This window comes from Clostridium thermobutyricum DSM 4928, from assembly GCF_002050515.1.
GTDB classification, from domain to species: domain Bacteria; phylum Bacillota; class Clostridia; order Clostridiales; family Clostridiaceae; genus Clostridium; species Clostridium thermobutyricum.
In genome coordinates this window covers 30,981-48,761 of record NZ_LTAY01000022.1, presented here as the reverse complement: position 1 = coordinate 48,761, position 17,781 = coordinate 30,981, and the positions used below count along the sequence as shown (strand labels likewise).

19 protein-coding genes are annotated in these 17,781 nt (G+C 27.1%); 1 reads left to right on the top strand and 18 read right to left on the bottom strand.

Going from position 1 to position 17,781, the window contains the following annotated elements; translation table 11 throughout:
• Nucleotides 1-9: 9 nt before the first annotated feature.
• The 3 genes from coaE to glsA form a co-directional block, all read right to left on the bottom strand.
• On the bottom strand, nt 10-609 hold the full coding sequence (gene coaE / locus CLTHE_RS02945; protein ID WP_080021921.1) for a dephospho-CoA kinase: 600 nt from the start codon (nt 607-609) through the stop codon (nt 10-12).
• A gap of 15 nt (nt 610-624) precedes the next feature.
• Nucleotides 625-3,210 (bottom strand): DNA polymerase I, encoded by a 2,586-nt coding sequence (gene polA, locus CLTHE_RS02940; RefSeq protein WP_080021920.1) that lies wholly within the window; start codon nt 3,208-3,210, stop codon nt 625-627.
• A gap of 113 nt (nt 3,211-3,323) precedes the next feature.
• Nucleotides 3,324-4,241, bottom strand: a complete 918-nt coding sequence (glsA, locus tag CLTHE_RS02935; RefSeq protein ID WP_080021919.1) for a glutaminase A — start codon at nt 4,239-4,241, stop codon at nt 3,324-3,326.
• 171 nt (nt 4,242-4,412) lie between these two features.
• On the opposite strand from glsA, the gene CLTHE_RS02930 reads away from it, so the two are divergent.
• The gene (locus tag CLTHE_RS02930) at nt 4,413-5,651 is read left to right on the top strand and encodes an aminopeptidase (protein ID WP_143324021.1); all 1,239 of its coding nucleotides are present in this window, start codon (nt 4,413-4,415) and stop codon (nt 5,649-5,651) included.
• Between the two features lie 34 nt (nt 5,652-5,685).
• Here the strand turns inward: CLTHE_RS02930 and CLTHE_RS02925 are convergent, their stop codons facing one another.
• From CLTHE_RS02925 to CLTHE_RS02855, 15 genes are all read right to left on the bottom strand, one after another.
• Nucleotides 5,686-6,216 (bottom strand): DUF3284 domain-containing protein, encoded by a 531-nt coding sequence (locus CLTHE_RS02925; protein WP_080021918.1) that lies wholly within the window; start codon nt 6,214-6,216, stop codon nt 5,686-5,688.
• Nucleotides 6,217-6,423: 207 nt separating this feature from the next.
• Nucleotides 6,424-7,776: a PTS sugar transporter subunit IIC gene (locus CLTHE_RS02920; RefSeq protein WP_158082648.1), complete on the bottom strand. Its 1,353-nt coding sequence runs from the start codon at nt 7,774-7,776 to the stop codon at nt 6,424-6,426.
• A gap of 164 nt (nt 7,777-7,940) precedes the next feature.
• Nucleotides 7,941-8,252: a hypothetical protein gene (locus CLTHE_RS02915; RefSeq protein ID WP_080021916.1), complete on the bottom strand. Its 312-nt coding sequence runs from the start codon at nt 8,250-8,252 to the stop codon at nt 7,941-7,943.
• A gap of 12 nt (nt 8,253-8,264) precedes the next feature.
• On the bottom strand, nt 8,265-8,576 hold the full coding sequence (locus CLTHE_RS02910) for a hypothetical protein (protein WP_080021915.1): 312 nt from the start codon (nt 8,574-8,576) through the stop codon (nt 8,265-8,267).
• Between the two features lie 344 nt (nt 8,577-8,920).
• On the bottom strand, nt 8,921-10,129 hold the full coding sequence (locus tag CLTHE_RS02905) for an NADP-dependent isocitrate dehydrogenase (protein ID WP_080021914.1): 1,209 nt from the start codon (nt 10,127-10,129) through the stop codon (nt 8,921-8,923).
• Nucleotides 10,130-10,206: 77 nt separating this feature from the next.
• Complete coding sequence (locus CLTHE_RS02900; RefSeq protein WP_080021913.1) at nt 10,207-10,638, bottom strand: MOSC domain-containing protein; 432 nt, start codon at nt 10,636-10,638, stop codon at nt 10,207-10,209.
• 1 nt (nt 10,639) lies between these two features.
• Nucleotides 10,640-11,608 carry a GTP 3',8-cyclase MoaA gene (gene moaA, locus CLTHE_RS02895; RefSeq protein ID WP_080021912.1) on the bottom strand — a complete coding sequence of 323 codons (969 nt, stop codon included), beginning with the start codon at nt 11,606-11,608 and terminating at the stop codon, nt 10,640-10,642.
• Nucleotides 11,609-11,623: 15 nt separating this feature from the next.
• Nucleotides 11,624-12,100: a cyclic pyranopterin monophosphate synthase MoaC gene (moaC, locus tag CLTHE_RS02890; RefSeq protein ID WP_080021911.1), complete on the bottom strand. Its 477-nt coding sequence runs from the start codon at nt 12,098-12,100 to the stop codon at nt 11,624-11,626.
• Nucleotide 12,101: 1 nt separating this feature from the next.
• Nucleotides 12,102-13,121 carry a molybdopterin-binding protein gene (locus CLTHE_RS02885; protein WP_080021910.1) on the bottom strand — a complete coding sequence of 340 codons (1,020 nt, stop codon included), beginning with the start codon at nt 13,119-13,121 and terminating at the stop codon, nt 12,102-12,104.
• 10 nt (nt 13,122-13,131) lie between these two features.
• The gene (gene modB, locus CLTHE_RS02880) at nt 13,132-13,788 is read right to left on the bottom strand and encodes a molybdate ABC transporter permease subunit (protein ID WP_080021909.1); all 657 of its coding nucleotides are present in this window, start codon (nt 13,786-13,788) and stop codon (nt 13,132-13,134) included.
• Nucleotides 13,789-14,508, bottom strand: coding sequence for a molybdate ABC transporter substrate-binding protein (gene modA / locus CLTHE_RS02875; protein WP_242945608.1), 720 nt, complete (start codon nt 14,506-14,508; stop codon nt 13,789-13,791).
• A 38-nt stretch (nt 14,509-14,546) separates the two neighbouring features.
• Nucleotides 14,547-15,038 carry a MogA/MoaB family molybdenum cofactor biosynthesis protein gene (locus tag CLTHE_RS02870; protein WP_002597091.1) on the bottom strand — a complete coding sequence of 164 codons (492 nt, stop codon included), beginning with the start codon at nt 15,036-15,038 and terminating at the stop codon, nt 14,547-14,549.
• Between the two features lie 3 nt (nt 15,039-15,041).
• Complete coding sequence (gene mobB, locus CLTHE_RS02865; RefSeq protein ID WP_080021907.1) at nt 15,042-15,533, bottom strand: molybdopterin-guanine dinucleotide biosynthesis protein B; 492 nt, start codon at nt 15,531-15,533, stop codon at nt 15,042-15,044.
• The gene (locus CLTHE_RS02860) at nt 15,534-16,103 is read right to left on the bottom strand and encodes a molybdenum cofactor guanylyltransferase (RefSeq protein WP_080021906.1); all 570 of its coding nucleotides are present in this window, start codon (nt 16,101-16,103) and stop codon (nt 15,534-15,536) included.
• Nucleotides 16,104-16,105: 2 nt separating this feature from the next.
• Nucleotides 16,106-17,293: a molybdopterin molybdotransferase MoeA gene (locus tag CLTHE_RS02855; RefSeq protein ID WP_080021905.1), complete on the bottom strand. Its 1,188-nt coding sequence runs from the start codon at nt 17,291-17,293 to the stop codon at nt 16,106-16,108.
• Nucleotides 17,294-17,781 lie beyond the last annotated feature (488 nt).

Below are 17,781 nucleotides of genomic sequence, written 5' to 3'. Positions count from 1 at the left end.
CCTCATCCTTTACAACATTTCCTTAAAAAATGTAATTATATCTTCTACTTGAACTCTTGTATTTTCTAAATCTTTATTATTATCTATAATTATGTTAGAAAATTCACGTTTTTTTTCTAAAGACATTTGTGCATTTATTCTATTCAAGGCATCATTATTAGCCAATCCATCTCTAGATTTTATTCTTTGTATTTGAGTTTGTGTATCCGCACTTACTAAAACAACATAATCCATTTCTTCATGTAACCCAGTTTCTATTAATATTGGTGCATCAACTATTATTAATTTATTATCTTCTTTTTCTAATCTTTCTATTTCATTGTGTATTTCCTTTTTTATATAAGGCATTACTATTGATTCATACTTTATACGTTGCTTTGGAAATTTAAAAATATGGTTCCCAAATTCTTTACGTCTAAAGTCACCTCTCCAATCAAAAAAACCTTCTCCAAATTCTACTCTTACTTTATTTAATATTTCAGGATATTTTTCAAGAACTTCTCTTGCTATTATATCTGCATCAACTATTTCTATCCCATGCTCTCTAAATATAGCAGAAACAGTTGATTTTCCTGTTCCTATTCCACCTGTAAGCCCTATCTTAAGCACTTTTAAGTCTCCTCTCTACTTCGTATTATACCATGTACTTCCAGTATTAGAATCAACTTCTAATGGAACTTTTAACTCTAATACATTTTCCATTTCTTCTTTTACAAGACTTTTTACTTTTTCTAACTCATCTTTTTTTACATTTAAAATAAGTTCATCATGTACTTGTAAAATTAATTCACTATTAAGTTTTTCAGCCTTTATTCTATTATAGACATTTATCATTGCAATTTTTATTATATCTGCTGCACTTCCTTGAATAGGTGCATTCATTGCAAGTCTTTCTCCTAAAGCTTTAACTATTCTATTAGAAGATTTAATTTCTGGTATAAATCTTTTTCTATTTAAAATAGTTTTTGCTATACCAGTTTCTTTTGCTTCTTCAACTACATTATTAAGATAATCTTTTATCTTTGGATATCTATTAAAATATATTTCCATATAGTTGCTTGCTTCTTTTTTTGTTATTTTTAAGTCTTGAGCAAGTGAAAAATCACTTATTCCATAAACTATACCAAAGTTTACAGCTTTAGCTCTTGATCTCATAAGACTTGTAACTTCTCCTATAGGAACATTAAATACCTCTGAAGCTGTCTTTGTATGGATATCACTATGGTGTTTAAATGAATCTATCATATTTTCATCATCACTAATATGAGCTAAAACTCTAAGCTCTATTTGTGAATAATCAAGAGATAATAATATGTCATCTTTCTCTTGAGGTATAAATATCTTTCTTATTTCTCTTCCCATGTCGTATCTTATTGGAATATTTTGAAGGTTTGGTTCTGTACTTGAAAGTCTTCCTGTTGTAGTAACAGTTTGATTAAAGTTTGTATGAATTCTTCCATCATGATCTATTAATGCCTTCATTCCTTCCACATAAGTTGAATATATTTTACTTATTTGTCTATAGTAAATTATTTTTTCTATTATAGGATGGTCATCTTTAAGTTTATTTAAAACATCAACATTTGTTGAATATCCTGTTTTAGTCTTTTTTATTACTCTTAAATCAAGCTTTTCAAAAAGAATAACTCCTAATTGTTTTGGAGAGTTTATATTAAACTTCTCTTCTGCTAAATCATATATCTCTTCTTCAGTTTTATCTAATTCAGCTTTAAATTTAACTTGAAGTGAATCTAAAACATCTCTATCTATTTTAAATCCTACATTTTCCATATCAGCTAATACAAACATTAATGGATGTTCTATATTATAGTAAAGTTCTTCCATTCCTTCTTTAGCAATTTTATCTTTTAAATCCTTTTCTATTGCTTTTAAATATGATACTCCATTTAAAAGTCTATCTTCTGGTGTTTCACCTTTTATTTCTTCAAAGATTGTAAAAGCTGCAACTTTATCAATAGAATAATCACCTTTTGAAGAATCTATTATATACGCTCCAATTGCTGTATCAAAATTAAATCCTTCTATTTTTATTCCATTATTATCAAGAATTTTTATTAATGCCTTTCCGTCATGAATAACTTTTTCAATATTCTTATCCTCAAAGAAGTCTTTTAACCACTCTAATTCTACTGAATTATTTAATTTTACTACTTTATCTTCTGCAAATAGATATAAGTTATTTATCTTTCTTTCAGAATTTAAAGGAGTATGAATTTCAGAGTAAGTTATATAATATTTATTATATTTTTTTAAGAAGTCTTTAATTTCTTTTTCTTCTTTTAACTCTAAAACTTCAATTTCTTTCTCTTCTTTTTCTTCTTCTTGAACTAATTTATTTATTATATTTCTATTCATACCAAGTTTTAATAAAAGTTCTTTTGCCATATGGTTATTAGGTTCTTTTTCAGCTGTTATTGCGTCCATTATCCCTGTTATAGGAGCATTAATTTCTATTGTAGCTAATCTTTTACTAAAAATCGCTTGCTCTCTATTTTCTTCTAAGTTTTCTTTCAATTTTTTTCCTGCTATATTAGGTATATTTTCTAAAACAGCTTCAATAGAACCATATTCTTTAATTAATTTAAATGCTGTTTTTTCTCCTACACCAGGAACTCCTGGTATATTATCTGACTTATCTCCCATAAGCCCTTTTACATCTATAAATTGTGTTGGAGTAACTCCAAATTCATCAATGAATGCTTTTTCATTATATATTGCTACTTCTGAAACACCTTTTTTAGTTATAACTACATTTATGTTATCTTCAGCTAATTGAAGAGCATCCTTATCTCCTGTAACAACAAATACTTCTATTCCATTTCTACATGCTTCCTTAGCTATAGTTCCTATTAAATCATCAGCCTCAAAACCATCTAATTCATAACAATCTATTCCTAAATAATCTAAAAGTTCTTTTATAATTGGAAATTGTTCATAAAGTTCTGGAGCCATTTTTTTTCTTCCTGCTTTATAATCTTTATATTCCTTATGTCTAAAAGTAGGCGCTTTTTTATCAAAAGTTGCAATTATATAATTAGGATTTATGTCTTCCTTCATTTTTATTAGCATATTTATAAATCCATAAATAGCATTTGTATGTATTCCTTCGCTATTTGTTAATGTCTGTGGAATCGCAAAAAATGCCCTATTCATAAGTGAATTTGAATCTAATATCAATAATTTTTCCATTTTTTCCTCCAGTTATTTTTCTCTCTTTTCATAATTATAACATTTTATAATTAAATTTAGTAACGTATAGTTTACAATAGTTAGTTATATTTCCATATGTACTAAACTTTATTTTAAAATATACTTAAATCTAATTCATTTGATAAATCTTTTAAAAGCTCTATTCCTGCTATACTATTTCCTTTTTCATCTAATGCAGGTCCATAAACACCTATTCCCATTCTTTTTGGAACTGCACCTAAAATTCCTCCACCAACTCCACTTTTAGCTGGTATCCCTATTTTTACAGCAAATTCTCCTGAAGCATCATACATTCCGCAAGTTACCATTATAGTTTTTGCTATTCTACAAATTTCTTTTTCTATTAATATTTCGCCACTCCACGGTATAACTCCATCATTTGCAAGAACAGCCCCCAATCTAGCCAAATCTCTAGCACTTCCTTCTATTGAACACTGTCTAAAATATAAATCTAAAATTTCTTCTATATTACCTTCTAATATTCCATTACTTTTCATGTAATATGCTAAAGCTCTATTTCTGTCACCAGTTAATTTTTCTGAAACATAAACTTCTTCGTTAATTCCTATATTTTCATTGTTCGTTGCTTTTTTCATAAAATCAATTAATTTTTTTAATTTTTCTTCTTCTGTTTTTCCCTTTATTAAAGAAGTTGTTACTATAGCTCCTGCATTTATCATTGGATTATATGGTCTTTTAGTATCTTTTGTCTCTAAGTTAACTATTGAATTAAACCCTTCCCCTGTTGGCTCTACGTTAACCTTTTCTAAAACTTTTTTGTAGCCATTATCTTTTATAGCTAACATTAAGCTAATTACTTTAGATATACTTTGTATTGTAAAAACTTTATCACTTTTTCCTGCTGAAAATTCTTCTCCATTAAGATCTACGATAACTATTCCTAAATCTTCTTTGTTTGCTTTTAAAAGTGCTGGTATATATGAAGCTAATTTTCCTTTATTCCCATATACTTTATTTTTTTCTATTAATTCAGTTAATAGCTTATTCAAATTTAGCACCTCATTTCTATTAATTAAAACATTATTATTAAGTAAATATATTATATTACTTATTATGTACGCATACAATAAATATGTTTTCAAGTTGTTTAAACTTTGTTATCCATTTACTTTACTATATATGGTAAAATAATTTTATTATATTAATTTGGAGGTATTGACATGATTAATAATTTTGACAATATGATAGAAAAATATGCAGATTTAATTGTAAAAAAAGGACTTAATATTCAAAAAGATGGTTTATTATTTATAAATTCTCCAATCGAATGTGCTAGCTTTGCTAGAAAAGTTTCAGAAAAAGCATATAAAGCTGGAGCTAAAGATGTTTATATAAATTATGGAGATGAAAACTTTTCTAAAATAAGATTTGAAAATGCTTCTATGGAAACATTAAAAAATGTTCCATCATTTGAAGTTGAAAAATATCTTTATTATCAAAGAGAAGGTGCGTCATTTCTTTCAATCTCTGCAAGTAATCCTGAACTTCTTAAAGATATAGATTCAAAAAAAGTAGCAGCATTTTCTCAAAGTAGAAGCATAGCTTTAAAAGATTACTATGCAAAAGTTATGAATAATGAAAATGCATGGTGTGTTGTTTCCTTACCAACAGTAGCTTGGGCTAAAAAAGTATTCCCAGATTTATCTGAAGAAAAAGCAGTTGAAGCTTTATGGGAAGCTATATTTAAAATTGTTAGAGTTGATCTAGAAGATCCTAATACTGAATGGACAAATCACTCAAATAACTTAAAAGAAAAAATTAAATCTTTCAAAAAATATAATTTTAAAACTCTTAAATATTCAAACAGTTTAGGTACAGACTTAGAAATTGAATTACCAGAAGGACATATTTGGTGTGGAGGTTCTGATTTTACTTCTAAAGGATTAGAATTTATAGCTAATATCCCTACAGAAGAAATATTTACTTTACCTAAAAAGACTGGTGTTAATGGAATTGTTTATTCAACTAAACCATTAAATCATAGTGGAACTTTAATAACTGATTTTTCTCTTACTTTTAAAGATGGAAAAATAGTAGATTTTGCTGCAAAAGAAGGCTATGATGCTTTAAAAGAATTAATAGAAACTGATGAAGGTTCACACTATTTAGGAGAAGTTGCTCTTGTTCCTTATGATTCTCCTATATCAAATTCAAATATTCTTTTCTATAATACACTATTTGATGAAAATGCTTCATGCCACCTTGCTATTGGTCGTGCATATGGAAGCTGTATTGAAGGTGGAGAGCAAATGAGTGAAGAAGAATTAGAAAAACATGGTGTTAATGATTCTTTACAGCATGTTGATTTTATGGTTGGTTCTAAAGATTTAAATATAATAGGAATAACTCACTCCGGAGAAGAAATTCAAGTATTTAAAGATGGAAACTTTGCTTTTTAAAACAAAAATGATGTGAGATTATCTCACATCATTTTTATTTTGCTTCTATATTTTCTAATTGTGCACTTTCCTTTTCAATAGCAATCTCTTCTTCTGAGTTTTCTGATACTTTTTTAGGTTGTGCCTTTAAAACTTTTTCTCTATGCTTTTCAATCTCACTTTCAAGACCATTTATAAAAGTTCCAAATCTTCGTCTTACAGTTTTCTTAAAAAGTACTTTTTGTATTATAGTATTAATAATTTGAAATGCTCCTGGAGTTTCTTCAGTCTCCTCAAGAGTTATTTTTGTTCTATCTTCTCCATCTTTTTCAAAAGAATAAGTTGAAATATACATCATTTTATCTCTTACACTTGTTATTTGATATTTTTCATTTAATTTATAATCAGTTATCTCAATTCTAAGAGTTCCTGTTTTAGCTGAATATGTTCCTACTTGTTTTATAACAGCACTTCCTATAGGATCTTTTTCATTAAATTTTGGAAAATCTCTTTTTGCAGTTCTTATAAAAACTTTAAAAACCTCTTCTACCGGATAATCTACTACAGTTGAATTTATAAATCCCACCTATAATCCCTCCTATTATTTCCTATTACATAATTATTTTAACATATAAAGGTATTCGTTTTCTATATTTTTAAAACTTTATGTTTTTATTATAATCTATGTAATATATTTATATAATTTTCTTTTTACATATAATTATTTTACTCAAAATATAAGGGATATAAGTTCTACTTATATCCCTTTCAAATTTATATAATTAATTTTTAATTATTCTTCATTTCCTATTCTGTTAGCAGCTATAACGAATGGAGTCCAGATTAATACTGAAAGAAGTAATAATGCTGCTGCAAGTATACCTGCTTTTATATCTCCATTTGTAGCTAGTACAGCATGGAACACTGGTGGTGTAACCCATGGAAGTTCTGCACAAATTCTAGATACAAGTCCTGCTTCCGTTGCCATATAAGCTATTGCTATACAGATTGGTGGTGTAATTATAAATGGTATAAAGTAAATTGGGTTTAATACTAATGGTAAACCAAATATTACTGGCTCATTAATATTGAAACATCCTGGTGCTATAGCTAATTTAGCAAGTTCTCTTGATTCTTGTCTCTTAGAAAATATGAATATAGCTATTAATAGTGCTAGAGTACCTCCAGATCCTCCTGGCATTGCATATACGTCAACAAAGTTTCTTGTTAATGTATTAATTGCTTCTCCTCCAGCTGTTACAGCATCAATGTTATCATATAATGCTGGTTTATATAAAGTATTTAATGCTGGTTCTACCATGTTTAATCCATGTAATCCAAAGAACCATAATAATTGTGATAATAAAATTAATATTATATAAGTTATTGGTGATTGTCCAAGTGCCATTAAAGGTTCTTGAATTGTTTTTTCGATAAATACCTTGAAGTCCATTCCTGTAAATGCTAAAGATAATGAATGTACTAATCCTGCTAATCCTATTACAACGATTGCTGGTATAACAGCTGCGAATGCTTTTGATACAGCTGGTGGCACTTGCTCAGGCATTTTAATAACAATTCCTTTTTTAGTAAGATAAATAAATAATTGCCCTCCTAATAATGCTACAAGCATTGCTGTAAACATGGCAGTTGAGTTAAATGAACTATAGTTTATAAGTCCCCATGCTGATCCTGTAACTTCTGCAGCTCCTTCTGGTTGTAGTGTTACATTAGTTGAATCTGGTACTAATGTTAAAAATGCTCCTAATGAAACTAAAGCTGTTGCAAATGGGTCAACATCATAAGCTCTTCCTAATGAATAAGCGATAGCTAATACTATAAATAATGACGTTAATGCAATAGTTCCCCACCACATGTTACCAAGTATAGGTTGAATATACTTTGTTAAAAATGGTTGAATATTTTGTGCGTATGCATCAATTTTGTTTAATTTTTCACCAAATACTGATGTGTCTCTTACAAGTGCGTTTAAAAATAATGACCCCATGGCTCCTGCCATTGCCACTGGTAATGTTGCTATAAATCCATCTCTTAAAGCACATAATTGCTTTTGGCGACCTAGCTTTTCAGCTATTGGCATAAGAAATTTTTCTAAGCCAGCCGCTAATTTGTCCATAAATTTCATTTTAGTTCCCCCTATATACATTTATTTATATGATTATCCTTTACATTGAGAAAGTGCCGTTCTCTTTTTATAAAAGATATACATACCCCTTTTTATTTATTCTCAATCTTTAGTTAAAATTAATTTAAGCTATCCCCTTAAAATTATACTAATGACTTTGACCATTAAATCTTAGTATAATCTAACTTAAGTAAATTTTTACTAAAAATATATAAATATGAGAATAAATACTTGAAACCTGTTAAATTATTTTTACATGTTAACCTAACCGTTTCCTTATTTTTTATATTTATATTTAAAATATTACTTTTAGCACCAAGTGCTCTAATATATATTTCATGATTACCTTCTTTTAGCTTTAATACCTTTCTAGTATCATCCCTTATAAAGTTAACCTTTTTTCCATCCACGTAAATTCCATAGTCAAGTAATCTAAACATTTCTCTTCCAGGTCTAGTTAGTATAATGTCTCCCATATGTCACCTTTATTATTTTATATAAGGTTTTAATTGTGGCATTATCTTTTCCATATTTTTAAGTCCAAAATCAACTGGTTTTATTGTTATATATGGAATTTCAACTGTTTCTAATTCAGCTTGAAGCTTTTTCTCAACTAACATTAATTCTGGTGATATAATTGCAACAGTAATATCACCTTTTGAAATAGCTTCTCCCATTGTAGCTTCAGTTGCAAAAATCCATTCAACTGGATCATTATTTTTTTCTGTATATGCCATAGCTGCTCTTTCGAAAGCTTTAGCTTGTCCAGTTCCTTTTGATAATACTAATACTTTATTCATATTCCCATCTCCCTTTAAATTACATCTATTTGAATTATATGTTTTAAAAAAGTTTTCATGAATACTTTGTTAAACTTATTACAATATTATCACATATTTTCCATTTTGTACATATTTTGCATTTTATTGTTTTGAACTTATAAATACGAAATCATTTACAATTTAGTTAATTTTTGTTTACATTTATATTCTATAATACTTTCCTATAAATGTAAACAATTTTATTAACATTTTTTTGATCTTTTTCTTTTTTTTATATATTTCCAAAAAAAGAATTTGACCTCATTAAAAATATTATATACACTTCTTAATGAGGTCAAATTAAAACCTTATTTTTTATGACTTTATAGTATTTTTTCTAATTCATTCCTTATTTCCTTTATAAATTGAAAACTATCTAATACAATTGGATTTTTATAACTTGTTATTAAAGCTAAATCTTTTGTCATCTTACCATCTTCTATTACTTTAATTGAAGCTTTTTCTAATTTATTAGCAAATATTATTAATTCTTCATTATCATCTAATTCTCCACGTTTTCTTAAAGCTCCAGTCCATGCAAATATTGTAGCAATTGAATTAGTAGATGTATCTCCTCCTTTTAAATATCTATAGTAATGCCTTTGAACTGTTCCATGAGCTGCTTCATATTCATAATTCCCTTCTGGAGATACTAAAACAGATGTCATCATTGCTAAAGATCCAAATGTAGTTGCTATCATATCACTCATAACATCTCCATCATAATTTTTACATGCCCAAATCATTCCTCCATTAGATTTAATAACTCTTGCTACAGCATCATCTATTAAAGTATAAAAATATTTAATTCCTAATTTTTCAAATTTCTCTTTATATTCTTTATTATATATATCTTCAAAAATATCCTTAAAAGTATGATCATATTTTTTAGAAATAGTATCTTTACTTGAAAACCATAAATCTTCTTTTATATCTAAAGCATAATTAAAACAGCTTCTTGCAAAACTTTCTATAGATGAATTTAAATTATGCATTCCTAAAACTACACCTTGACCATTAAAATTATGAATTAATTCTCTAGCTTCTTTTCCATTTTCATCAGTGAATACTAGCTCACACTTTCCTTTTCCTTCTATTTTCATTTCAACATCTTTATATATATCTCCATAAGCATGTCTAGCAATTGTTATAGGTTTCTCCCAATTATTAACGTATGGTTTTATATTATTAATTAATATTGGTGATCTAAAAACTGTCCCATCCAAAATAGCTCTAATAGTTCCATTTGGACTTTTCCACATTTCTTTTAAATTATATTCTTTTACTCTATCTGCATTTGCAGTTATTGTAGCACATTTTACCCCTACTCCATATTTTTTTATTGCTTCTGCTGCCTCTATTGTTACTTTATCTAATGTTTCATCTCTATGTTTTAGCCCCAAATCATAATATTCTGTTTTTAATTCTATAAAAGGTTCTAATAAATCTTCTTTTATGCTCTTCCATAGAATTCTTGTCATTTCATCTCCATCCATTTCAACTAATGGTGTTTTCATTTTAATTTTAACCATAAAAAATACCCCCAAATCTTTTAATAAATTTAGGGATATTATACATTAATTGTTAATTTTTTTCAATTTTATATATTTTATTTTATTAATTCAATATCTAGGCCTTCTTCTATATGTCCACTTTTTATAACACGTGCAAAAGTTCCATACACTGGCATTATACATCTTCCTACTCTATGGAAAATTTCACATTCATTGTGGCATTTTTTTCCTATTTGAGTTACTTCTAAAATAGCATCACCTACTTGTAGCTTTTGTCCAATTGGTAATTTATCTACTTCTATTCCTTCTATAACAAGATTTTCTCCAAAATCTCCAAAAACTACATTTCCGCCTTCTTTATTGAAGTCATTTATTTTTTGAACATCTAATAAGCTAACTTGTCTATGCCAATTTCCACCATGGGCATCTCCTTCTAAGCCAAAGTTTTCAATTAAATTTATTTCATCTATTCTTTTCTTAGCTGTTCCTTTTTTTTCACTTTTGCATATTGCTACTATTTTTCCCATACTATCCTCCAATTTCGTTCATATTTCTATTTTCTTCATTAGCATCTTGTTTGTTAAATAAATACATTTTAGGTTTATTGTAGATTCCATTTTTTATTGTTTCTAATAGTTTTTCTTCTTTACCTTCTCTAATAACTTTTTTTAAATTTATATCGCTTTTCCAATTTAAACATTTTTTAAGCATTCCATCAGTAGTAATTCTTATTCTATTACAGTCCTCACAAAAACAGTTACTCATTGCACTTATGAATCCAATTTTCCCTTTATAATCTTTTATTTTTATATATTTTGCAGGACCATCTTTTTTATTTCTTTCTAAAATTACAGTTTCTAAATTATTATCTTCTATAATTTTAATTATTTCTTCATTAGAAACACCTTTGAATTTTTTACCTTCTCCTATTGGCATAAGCTCTATAAATCTCAATGAAATATCTCTATCTTTAGTAAAATTTATTAAATCTATAATCTCATTTTTATTTATATCTTCTATAACAACAGTATTTATTTTTATTTTTATGCCTAATTTTAAACCTTTTTCTATACTTCTAAATACTTTATGTATATCTCCTCCACGAGTTATATACTTAAACTTTTCTTCATTTAAAGTATCTAAACTTATATTTAAACTTTTTACTCCATGACTATGTAAGAATTCTAATCTTTCTTCTAAAAGCATACCATTAGTAGTTAATGCTATCTCTTCAATTCCATCTATTGAATATATTTTCTCTATTAGCTCATTTATATCTTTTCTAACTAATGGTTCTCCACCTGTCAATCTAACTTTTCTTATTCCAAGTTTAGCACTTTCTTTAACTATTTTATATATTTCATCATTATTTAAATTTTCTTCTTTTTCAAAAAAACTATTTCCATCACTAGGCATACAGTAAATACATCTTAAATTACATTTATCTGTAAGTGATATTCTTATATAATCTACTGTTCTACCATACTTATCTTTCAAAAAATTCACCTCTTATTAGTAAAAAAAGTCTCCACTTTTTCCACCTGTTTTACTTTTTAAGTGTACATCTGAAATTGTTATTCTTTTATCTACAGCTTTACACATATCATAAATAGTTAATGCTGCTATAGTAACTCCTGTTAAGGCTTCCATTTCAACACCTGTTTTTTCACTTATTTTAGCCATTCCTTCTATTATAATAGAATTATTTTCATCATCTATTTCAAAATTTATTGAACAACCATTGATCATTATTGGATGGCACATAGGAATTAAATCTGATGTTCTTTTCATTCCCATAATCCCAGCAACTCTAGCTACTCCTAGAACATCTCCTTTTCCTATTTTACCTTCTTTTATTAATTCTAAAGTTTCCTTACTTACATTTACTTTTCCTGTTGCTATTGCAACTCTTTTAGTTTCTTTTTTATCTGTAACATCAACCATTACAGCATTGCCCTCATTATCAAAATGAGTAAATTTACCTTCCAAATTAAACACCCTTTCCAAATGAACAATGTGGGAATGTACAAACCTTACAATCTAAACATTGACCTCCATGTCCAAGCTCACTAATATCTCTTCTTTTTAATTTTTCATCTGCTAATATTCTAGGAAGAACTATATCAAATATTGTTCTTTTTGAATACATTACACAGCCTGGAAGACCTACTATTGGTATATCTCCATAATAAGCTAAAAGAAACATAGCTCCTGGAAGAACTGGTGCACCATATGTTACTAGTTCTGCTCCACATTCTTTTATTGCTGTTGGAGTTATATCATCTGGATCTACTGACATTCCTCCTGTACAAACTATAAATTCTGCTCCAGCATCCAAAGCTTTATGTATTTCTCTTATTATATCTTCTTTTTTATCATCTACAATTGCTTGATTTACTAATTCACAACCATAATATTCTACTTTTCTTTTAACTGCTGGTCCAAAAGCATCTTTTATTCTTCCATGAAAAACTTCGCTTCCAGTAGTTATCATGTGAACTTTCTTTCCTTTTATTTCTTTTACTTCTATTATCTTTTCATTTATAAGATTTTCTGCTTCTATTATTTTCTTTTCATCTATAACAAGAGGAATAACTCTAGTTCCCCCTAATAATTCTCCTTCTTTAACTGGAGTATTATTATGAATTGTCGCTATTATTATTTCTCCTAAATCATTTATGTCTAAAAGCTTTTCTTTATTTATCTTTAGAAGTCCATTTCTTTCTGCTATAAAATTTATTTTTCCTTCTTTTATTTCTCCAAATTTTATTCCTTCACCGCATACTAAATTTTTTATTCTTTCTGCTGCATCATTTTCATGTAACATACCTTCTTCTGCTTCCCAAACATAAATATGTTCTTTTCCTATTGAAAGAAGTTCATCTATATCTTCTTCTCTTATTATATGCCCTTTTTTAAAGGCTCTTCCTTTAAATTCTCCTGGAACTATCTTCGTTATATCATGACAAAGAACCATTCCTATTGCATCTTTAACATATACTTTTTTCACTTTTAATCCCTCATTTCATTCTTTTAAGTATAAAATTATAAGATAAAGTTAAAGCAACAGATATTATAACTATACAAATTAAAATAATTGTGGCAATCTCTCTATTATCATTTTCAATAGCATAATACATTGCCATTGGAACAGTTTGTGTTTCTCCTGGTATATTTCCTGCTACAAGTATAGTAGCTCCAAATTCTCCAAATACTCTAGCTATAGAAAGTATTACTCCAGTTAAAATTCCTTTTTTACTGAGTGGCAAACTTATTTTTCTATATATTTGTGCTTTTGAAGCTCCCATCTCACTAGCTGCCCATTTTATATCCATATCAACTCCTAAAAGAGAAGTTTTTATACTTTGATACATTATAGGCAATGAAACAATTATTCCTACTATAATTGCTCCAATTATAGTAAATATCACTGATACATTAAAGCTTTCAGAAAGAAACTCTCCTATTACTCCACTTTTGCCAAATACTATAAGAACTATATATCCTATAGCTGATGGCGGTAAAAACATAGGAAATATTATTAAAGTTTCTAATAAGCTTTTCCCCCTACTTCTTTTTTCAATTAATACATAATTCAATAAGATACCTAATAAAAGGCTTATTGAAACTGCTACAAATACAACCTTTAAAGAAACTATAAAAGCATTTAAAATCAATTAATTTTCCTTAAATCCGTATTGCTCAAATACTTTTTTAGCTTCTGGGCTTTGTAAAAATTCTAGTAAGGATGTATCATCTTTTTTATTTTCGCTATTCTTTAAAATAACTAAATTATATTCTATTTTCTTATGCATATTATCATTTATTTCATAAACTATTTTTCCATTTTTTAATTTATAAGCATCAGTTTTATATACAAAACCATATTCAGCATCTCCACTTTCAACATAGTTTTTTACACTTGTTACACTTTTTGCATAAACAAGTTTATTATCTACTAAGTTCCATGAATTTGCTTTTTCTAGTGCTTCTTTTGCATATGAACCTGCTGGTACTGTATTTATTTCTCCAATTGCTATCTTTCCTTTTGCATCTTTAAGCTCATTTAAATTATTTAATTTTTTTGTATCTTTTCCGCCGATTACTACTAAAGAATTTTCTAGGAAATTATAGCTTTTATTTTCATAAACAAATCCTTTATCTATTAATTTATCTGTGTTATCTTTATTTGCTGAGAAAAACATATCAACTTTTGCTCCATTAGATATTTGTTTTTCTAATGTTCCTGAACCGCCTACATTTAATTTAATCTCTATACCAGTTTTATCATAAAATAATCCTTGTATTGTTTTCATAGGCTCTTCTAAACTAGCTGCAACACTCATTGTGATTACTTTTTTATTATCATTTTTTTCACCACATGCAACTAGCCCCATAACAGCGCCCCCTAATACTATTATGGAAATAAGTAGTTTTATTTTCTTGCGCATTCTCCTGTTCTTCCCTTCATTATGTCTATTCCATGCTTTATATCTTCTATTATATAATCCATTATTTCTCTACATGCCTTTGGACTTCCTGGCATATTTATTATTAATGTTTCACCTCTTATACCAGCTGTTGCTCTTGAAAGCATTGCTCTCTTAGTTAAAGTTAAGCTATATGCTCTTATTGCCTCTGGTATTCCTAATGCTTCTCTTTCTATAACTTCTTTTGTAGCTTCTGGTGTTATATCTCTCTTGCTAAAACCAGTTCCCCCTGTTGTTAATACAAGTTCTAATTTTAAATTATCACTCATATTTATCATTTCTTCTTTTAACATTTCCTTCTCATCAGGAAGCATTACATATCTTTCTACTTTAAAACCATGTTCTTTTCCAATCTCTTCAATTACTTTTCCGCTTAAATCCTCTCTTCCTCCTTTATATCCTGTGTCACTACTAGTTATTATTCCAAGTGTATACATAATCTAAACAACTCCCTCCTTAAAGGCTATTATAATATCAGCTAACTTTTTATAATCATTTCTATCTATAACCTTTATGTTATCTATATTAAGCTCTATATCTGAGGCTACACATATTAAATTTTCTTTTTTAGTTATAATTTTAGTACTTAATTTTGAATTATATACTTCAATTTTTTTTAAATTACTATTTTTATAACCTTCTACTATTATAAAATCCTTATGTTTAAATAAGCTAATTACCTCTTCTAAATTGAGCTCTCTTTCAATAAATATTGCTGTTCTTCCTTCTGAAGTTATACAAACTTCTTCTGCTCCTGCCTCTCTATGTTTATATGTATCTTTACCTTTTTTGTCTAAATCTAACTTATGGCTATGATGTTTTATAGTTCCTACACTAAATCCTCTAGACTTCAATTCTTTTATTATTCCAACTATAAGAGTAGTTTTACCTACATTAGAACATTCTCCTACTACATTTATTACATTTGCCATTTATTTATCCTCTTTCAGTAAATTATTATAATCTTCTACAGTATTTATATTTATAAAATTATTATTGTCTTCTATACAAATAAACTTTACATTTAATGTTTTTATAAATCTTCTTAGACTATAATTTCCATCGTCTATATTTTTTCTAATATCTTCTAAAATTTTCTTTTTATAAATTCCACAAAAAGGCTCTATTTCTCCATTAACAAGTGGAATTAAGCAATCTTCTTCAAAATTTATACTTCCTAATTTATTTAAAATATCTCTATTTAAAAATGGCATATCACATGAAACAATAATACTTTTTTCTTCCTTTATCTCATTTAAACAAGAATAAAAACCTCCCATTGGCCCAATATCTTTTATTATATCCTTTATAATATGGAAACTTTTATATTCATTATTTATCCTCTCATCATTAGAAGATATTATTATTTCACTAAAATCCTTTAATGCTTCAATTTCTCTATCTATAAATTTTTTATCTTTAAATTTTAACAATCCTTTTGGATTATAATTCATTCTACTGCTTTTTCCACCTGCTAATATTATTGCTGAACATTTAATCATAACTAAATTAAAACTGAAACTTTAGTCCCTGCTTCTAATGTTTCATTTTCCTTTACTTCTAAAATTGCGTTACTATTTATCATAGTGTGAACTTGCCCAGGACTTTGATAAATATTATTAATTGTAACATTATCATTATTATCTATATTTACTCTTAAAAATCTTCTTTTTTTACTTTTCTTCTTAAAATCTTCTAATAAGATACCTTTATGCTCTTTTAACATATCTTCAGTACAATTTATCATTTTCAATAAAGCATCACGACAAAGAAGTTCAAAAGTTGTTGCACTTGCAACTGGTGTTCCTGAAAGTCCTATATATAATTTTTCTCCTTTTTTACCCACAAAAAGTGGAGAACCCGGCTTTATATTTACCTTCCAAAATAAAATCTCATACCCTAAATCTTTAACAACTTTTTGTACTATATCTTTTTCTCCAACAGATACTCCTCCAGTAGAAATTATGATATCTGTTTCTTTTTCTAAATTTTCTATTCCATTCTTTAAGCTTTCTTCATTATCTAAAAGATTATCATTAAGCTTTGCTATAATATTTAACTCATTTATTCTTGAAGCTAAAAATGGACCATTGCAATTATATACTTTTCCTTCCTTTAATGCTTCTCCTGAATTTTGAATTTCGTCTCCAGTATTTATAATTCCAACAACAGGTCTTTTATAAACTTTGACTTTTTCAATTCCAAGAGATGATATTGCCATTATTTCTGAAGCTTTTAATTTTGTTCCTCCCTTTAAAATTATATCATCTTTTTTAAAATCTTCACCTTCATAAATATAATTATCAAAAGCTTTATGTTTTTTGAATATTTTAACAACCCCATCTTTTTCTTCTGTATCTTCTTGCCTTACAACACAATTACATCCATTTGGAATTTTTGCTCCAGTCATTATTCTTATACATTGACCTTTACCTACATTTTTTTTAGATACCATTCCTGCAAATATTTTATCTATAACTTCAAACTCTTTATAATCAATTAAATCTTCTAATTCTTCCCCATTTAAAGCATACCCATCTAAAGGTGATTTTGGAAAAGGAGGATTATTTATTGGTGAAATTACATCATCATATAAAGTCCTATTTAAAGCTTCATATAAAAAAACTTCTTCTGAATCCTTTTCCTTTATATTATCTAAAATTATTTTTTTTGCCTCTTCTAAAGAAATCATTAACTTCCCTCCTATTTTTAATAAAGCTGTATTACATAACCTAATATAATACAGCTTTATTTCTTATTTATTTTATTGTTATACGTTTATAAAATAGATATATTTAAATATTTAGCAAATAAAACCTCTCAAATTACCAAAATTCTATATTACTTTATAAAAATTATTTATTAATTTTTTTACATCATATCCTAACAATTTTATCATTATATAATTTAATTTACAAATTTTATTTAAATTATAAAATAACCAAAAAAATAATTAGTTTATTTAATAATCATAATTTATATTGTTTAAATTTTAATAAACGTTATCTTAATATTACTATCTTTAATATCCATTAAATGTGATATAAATCACATTTTATTTAAATTTCTTATACATTTTGTAAACAAGTGTGATAATCATCACATTATAAACCTTCTTAAAATTGTTATAATTATCACAAGCTTATTAAAGAAAGGATGTGTTTTTTTTGGATTCTATCT